7 protein-coding genes are annotated in these 5,679 nt (G+C 53.7%); 2 read left to right on the forward strand and 5 right to left on the reverse strand.

Translation table 11 applies throughout. The annotated features are described in order from the left end of the window. Positions 1–42 precede the first annotated feature (42 nt). The 5 genes from FHW66_RS20570 to FHW66_RS20590 all read right to left on the reverse strand — a co-directional run bounded on the left by FHW66_RS20570 (position 43) and on the right by FHW66_RS20590 (position 4,640). Complete coding sequence (locus tag FHW66_RS20570; protein ID WP_183381697.1) at positions 43–840, reverse strand: molybdopterin-binding protein; 798 nt, start codon at positions 838–840, stop codon at positions 43–45. Positions 841–917: 77 nt separating this feature from the next. Continuing rightward, positions 918–1,721 (reverse strand): EI24 domain-containing protein, encoded by an 804-nt coding sequence (locus FHW66_RS20575; RefSeq protein WP_183381698.1) that lies wholly within the window; start codon positions 1,719–1,721, stop codon positions 918–920. Further along, positions 1,718–2,707, reverse strand: coding sequence for a sterol desaturase family protein (locus FHW66_RS20580; RefSeq protein ID WP_183381703.1), 990 nt, complete (start codon positions 2,705–2,707; stop codon positions 1,718–1,720). Before FHW66_RS20580 ends, FHW66_RS20575 begins: the two co-directional genes overlap by 4 nt. 81 nt (positions 2,708–2,788) lie before the next feature. Next, on the reverse strand, positions 2,789–3,679 hold the full coding sequence (locus FHW66_RS20585) for a polysaccharide deacetylase family protein (protein ID WP_183381699.1): 891 nt from the start codon (positions 3,677–3,679) through the stop codon (positions 2,789–2,791). A 19-nt stretch (positions 3,680–3,698) separates the two neighbouring features. Then, positions 3,699–4,640: a cytochrome D1 domain-containing protein gene (locus FHW66_RS20590; protein WP_183381700.1), complete on the reverse strand. Its 942-nt coding sequence runs from the start codon at positions 4,638–4,640 to the stop codon at positions 3,699–3,701. Between the two features lie 348 nt (positions 4,641–4,988). On the opposite strand from FHW66_RS20590, the gene FHW66_RS20595 reads away from it, so the two are divergent. Continuing rightward, complete coding sequence (locus FHW66_RS20595; RefSeq protein WP_183381701.1) at positions 4,989–5,345, forward strand: FKBP-type peptidyl-prolyl cis-trans isomerase; 357 nt, start codon at positions 4,989–4,991, stop codon at positions 5,343–5,345. A gap of 25 nt (positions 5,346–5,370) precedes the next feature. Continuing rightward, positions 5,371–5,625 carry an acyl-CoA-binding protein gene (locus FHW66_RS20600; RefSeq protein WP_183381702.1) on the forward strand — a complete coding sequence of 85 codons (255 nt, stop codon included), beginning with the start codon at positions 5,371–5,373 and terminating at the stop codon, positions 5,623–5,625. Positions 5,626–5,679 lie beyond the last annotated feature (54 nt).

Raw genomic sequence — 5,679 nt, forward strand, 5'->3', positions numbered from 1 at the left:
AGCCGAGGCATTTTTTATGGCGTCGTGGCAACCACGTCTGCTTCAGCGATATTCTGCGCCCAGCGTCTGCAAGCCCTGCTCCATCTTGCGGAACGCGTCTTCCACCTGAGACGGCTCACCCTTGACGCCAAGATCGATATGCCGACGCGTTTGGGCATCACCAACGTGCGGTAGGCTAAATACCTTCACCAGCGGAAACTCCGCTTCGATTGCTTCCATCAGCGGCGTCAGGGTTGACTCCATTTGTTCAAATACCAGAACCGATTTTTCTGCATGCGCGAGACGGTGGAACAGATGCGCGTAGTGGGTATCAAGCACCCACTCAAACATCGGCCAGGCCATCACCGGGAATCCTGGTGCGAAATAATGGCTTCCGACGCCACTGACGTTTGGTAACGAGAACCCGGGGATTTTGTTGTAGGGATTCGGAATGATTGACGCACCGGCAGGAAACTCCCCCATTTTCAGACGATGCAGATTATCGGCAGCATTGAAGTCGGGAGGGATGCCAGCCTCACGGGCGGTATCCGCAATACGCTCCTGGATTTTGACTTTGGCATCGGGATGTAATAGCAGCGGCACACCGAGCGCGGCGGCGGCACACTGGCGGGTATGGTCATCGGGAGTCGCCCCAATACCTCCAGTACAGAAGACAATGTCTTCGCTGGCCAGGCTGCGCTTCAAGGTCGAGGTGATACGTTCAGGAGAGTCGCCAATATATTCGACCCAGGATAGCGGCAAACCACGTGCAGTGAGCAATTCGAGTACCTTGGGGAAATGCTTGTCGATACGTCTGCCGGAAAGAATTTCGTCGCCAATGATGATGAGTCCGATCGCCATAATTTTTCCTGTTGTTATCTCAGCTTGGAATTATGCCCTGATCTGATAAATCAGGCAGCGCGACCGCTCGCATTGCGCTAAACGCTGTCGGCAACCGATTCTGCACGCAGCTTTTGTAAGGCTTCCAGGCAATAGTACTGAAACCATAATGCGGTAAATACAAATACCAACACATAGAGCCAGATTGCCAACGCTGCCAAAAATGGGAAAAATACCCAGGCCAGCGCACCGCCCAGCCAGATAAAGGTTGGTGCTGCGCCGAGACAACCTGCAATGGCACCAATACACAGCAAAGGACCGCGATGTCGATGCAGAATGGTTTGACGTTCGTCAGCTGTGGCGTAATCGGCCAGCGTGTCATAGGCCATCACCCGATACGTCAGCCAGCCCCACAGCAAAGGATGCAGCACAAGCGCCAGCGGCGGCACGACATAGACGATCAGCCAGGCCAGGGCAAACAAGGTAAAACACCAGAGTGAGGTCCACAGGCTACCCCACCATGAACCACCGTGGCGTTTCTCCAGCTGTGGAAAATGACGGGCACCAACGTGACGTGCAATGACCGGCACAGCGAACAGACCGACGCAAACCAGCGCAGTCAGAATCATGAAAGGCAACAACGTCCAGATCGCGATGAGTGGAACGATCACGGTTTTTAGGGCACCGAGCTTGAACCAGCCGAGCATCGTACCGGCAGCTCCAAAAGCTTGATGGGTCACAAAGTAGTCTTGCAACCAGTCAATCATTGATTGCAATCCCCACCACAAGCCCGCTCCCCACAGCAACAACGACAACAGGAAAGGAATTACCGTAAGCAGCAACATGCGAATATGCAACTGTGCCAGAACGGCTCGACCAAACGAGGCCAGAATCAGCCTCATGAGCGCTTTGCCTTGCGGGTAAATTCGACGATGCGCTTGAACCCAAGCCATTGCTGCGCCCAGAATCCACGTCCGTAATTGCGGGCCTTCCCGGCCGGCGGCGGTAATTGGTCGCGAACGCCTGTCATGGCAAAACCTTTGGTGAAATGCGTGGTACGGAACAGGACGTCCCAGATTGGCAGCAAGACGCCAAAGTTATGCCCACCGAGTGAGCCTTTGCCACGGCTCTCATGGCCAATACCGATCGCATGATGCATCCGGTGAAAGCGTGGCGATACCAGCAAATACTCGCCAATGCGACCGAAGTGAATCCGTACATTGGCATGCTGCAGACTTTGCAACATGCGGGATACCGAAATCAGAAGAATGTACTGACCCGGCTGAACCCCGATTGCCAGTGCCAGGAAACCGAACAGCAGATCATGCACCAGACCATCAAGCAGATGATTCCGGTCATCACTCCAGAGATTCATGTTCTCCTGACTGTGGTGCAGACTATGCAGTGCCCAGAGCCAACGCCAGCCATGCTGGGCGCGGTGATACCAGTACTCAAAGAAATCCAGGACCACAAAGTAGAGCAGAAAACTGACCAGCGCCTGATCCGTCACCCCGGGCCAGAGATCATCCAGATTGAAAGTACCCCAGCCCTCCCAGTGCAACGTCTCGCTGAGATAAGACATCAGCGGATCGAGCAGAAAAAAGGCCAGTAGCGAGAATGCACCGAGGCGGTACAGCACAGTGTAGATGAAGTCGGTCCAGCGGGCCCGTTTGTCGGTGATGGCATGGACCGGAATCATGGCTTCCAGCGGACGCAAGATGATGAATAAGACCACCAGCTCACAGATACCGACCAAAACCCATTCGGTACCGGTAAAGGCTTCCTCGACAAACTCGCCGAGGCCTAATGCAAATACCAGGGGCTGGACGAGCGTTTCAAACAACCACCCTTGTACGGTGGCAAACAAATCAATCCCAGCCTGAATCAAGTGCATTATGACGTCCTGTCCAATTCCATGAATGCGCACCAAGGTACGCGCCTGAATAAGCGATTGACGAGTGATCGCAAATTATTTGATCACCGCAGCCGATTGCGTGGTGACGCTGCCCCCACGATTGGTCACGCCACGGGTAGCCAGATGGGCAGCAACAAACGAAGGATGTTCCCGCAGCGTGGCAAAACAGAAACCTTTTTCTTCGAGACCATTGATCAACGGCTCAAGCACTGCTGGTGCCCAGGGATCCTTGCGGGACCAGATACCCAGGTGGGCCATGACAATGTCACCGTCCTTGAGGCCGCGCAACGCACGTTGCAACAACATAGCGTTAGGCCACTTGTCGCTTGGCAACTCATCGCCGGAGAAACCGGCGTCGGCCCAAGCGACATGCGAATAGCCGCAGGCTTTACCTGCGGCCAGCAAATTTGGAGTCAACTTACCGCCGGGCGCACGCCACAGTGGATCCAGCTGCGCGCCTGTCAATTCATTGAAGCGGATGGCTACTCGATTGAGTTCGCTGCAATATTGCGCAGGCGTCCAGCTTAATTTCTTGCCAGCGTTGGGGCCGAACTGTGGCTTGACCTGAATCGCGCCATCAGGCAAATCACGCTGGACGTAGACATGGTCAAACGTGTGAGTACCAAATGCATGTCCTTCAGCGACGAGGCGTTTCCAAAATGGTGCCCATGCTGGATCCAGTGTGTAGTCACCGTTGATCGTCTTCTCATTAGCCAGAAAGAACGTCGCCTTGATGTGATGTCTGGCAAGGGTCTGCTCAATGAACGTCGCCTGTGACTGACTACCAGTATCAAAAGTCAGGTAAATGGTCCCCTTGCAAGGCCCTGCGTTACCAACACTTGCTGTCGGCTTTCCCGCAGGGACTTGCGCCATTACCGGTGCCGCCATCACCGCGACAGACACCAGGGCGGCAATTTTGAGGTAACGGTAACTTAGGATGCGCATATTCAGCTCAGCGGTAGAGTCAGAGATCGGCGGCACGATTAATGAAATAAATACCGTGCGGGGAACGTCCAACGGGAATCAGCTTGATGACCTTGTTGGTGGTCAGATCAATGACAGCGACTTTCTTGCTCCAGCGCAGCGTGGTCCACATGGTTTTCCCATCGTCGGTAATTTCCATGCAATCTGGGCCGCCGGGTACAGAAATGCTGCCCACAACTTCGAGTGTTTGCAGATCGATGACACTAATCGTGTTGGCTACGCGATTGGAGACATAGACATAGCGCTTGTCGCCATGGGCACGAAAATTGTGGGCGCCCTCGCCGGTCTTGATCGTTTTGACCGTCTTTTGGGTTTTCCAGTCGATGACCTGAACATAATCCTTGCCCATGATGCCAACTAGTAAGTGCTTGTCATCCGGGGTCATGAAAATACCGGCTGGTAATTTACCGACAGGCATGGTCCATTTGACTTCTTGGCTGGCAAGATCAATGGCGCTCACTTCGTCGCTACCCTGCTGGGTGATGAAGGCAGTCGTGCTACCGGCATCAAAGGCAATATGGCTAGGCGTACGCGCCAGACGCACGCGCTTTGCCAGATCAAGATTATGTCCATCGTAGTGATACACATCTACCCGATCGAGACGCAGGCCATTGGCGACAAACCATTTTTGGTCCGGAGAGAAGCCGATTTGATAGGGATCCATGATGCCGCGAAGCTGTCGCTGGATCTCACCAGTCTTTGGATCCAGGAAAATCAGCTGGTTACCGGTCGCACTAGCAACAATCAAGGATTTGTTGTCTGGCGTTGCCATCAGGTGATGAGGCTCTTTGCCAACCGAGAAAGTGTTGATATTTTGATAAGTCGCCTGATCGATCAAGGAAACGCTGGCATCACCTGAATTCAGAACCACGACGACCGTAGCGTGTGCCGAGGTACCAAAGGCGGCTAAAAGCAGCAGCATGACAGCAGGAAGCACACGCAGTGCAGTGCTGACGCTCAAACGAGATTGGCAAGACGAAAGAAAACGATGCAGCATGAATAACTTTAAAAAAGAATGACAAATTTAAACGCCTGATTATCGTACCGAAGGCACGCCCCAACTTAAGCTAACGTCTGAAGTATCGGTTTGGCTGACACGAAAGATGTTGATTGCACTATTTTGGTTTACACTCCCGGGATTCCGGCTCATCACGTTCGGCGAGACAGGTTGCAGCGCTGCCAGACTGCTTGTGCAACTGACTACAACTCGTAGCGATCCATTGCCAAAGCGGATAGCCATTATCAAGATCTCACCCTCGAAAGGAATAACATGTCCACAATCGCGACTTCCTCCGGATTGCAATACGAAGAAATCCAGGTTGGCACCGGCGAAGAAGCCAAGGCCGGCACTCACGTTAGCGTCCACTACACTGGCTGGCTGCAAAACTCGGACGGCACTGCCGGTAGCAAATTTGACTCCAGTAAAGACCGTAACGATCCATTTGCGTTCCCTTTGGGTGCCGGCCATGTGATCAAGGGCTGGGATGAAGGTGTGCAAGGCATGAAGGTTGGTGGCATCCGCAAGTTGATCATCCCTGCATCGCTGGGCTACGGCGCACGTGGTGCTGGCGGTGTGATCCCGCCAAACGCTACCCTGATTTTTGAAGTTGAACTGCTGGCTGTCTGATACAGCCTGCACACTGGAGTAGAACATGAGTCTGCAGGAACAGTTTGAACAAACCGTGGCCGAGTCCAAGAACCTTGCTGAGCGTCCGGACAATATGACGCTGCTGAAGATGTACAGCCTGTATAAACAAGGCAGCAACGGCGACGTTCAGGGCGACCGCCCAGGCATGACCGATTTTGTCGGCCGTGCCAAATGGGATGCCTGGGAGGCCCTCAAAGGACTGCCGCAAGAACAGGCTCAGCAGCAATTCATTGATCTAGTCGCCGGTCTGAAAGGCTGACCGCACGTTTGATCTTCTGCTGTATGCGCAAGCCCCAATAAAAAACCCGCCGAC

Source organism: Herbaspirillum sp. Sphag64, from assembly GCF_014192645.1.
Classification (GTDB): Bacteria; Pseudomonadota; Gammaproteobacteria; order Burkholderiales; family Burkholderiaceae_D; genus Herbaspirillum.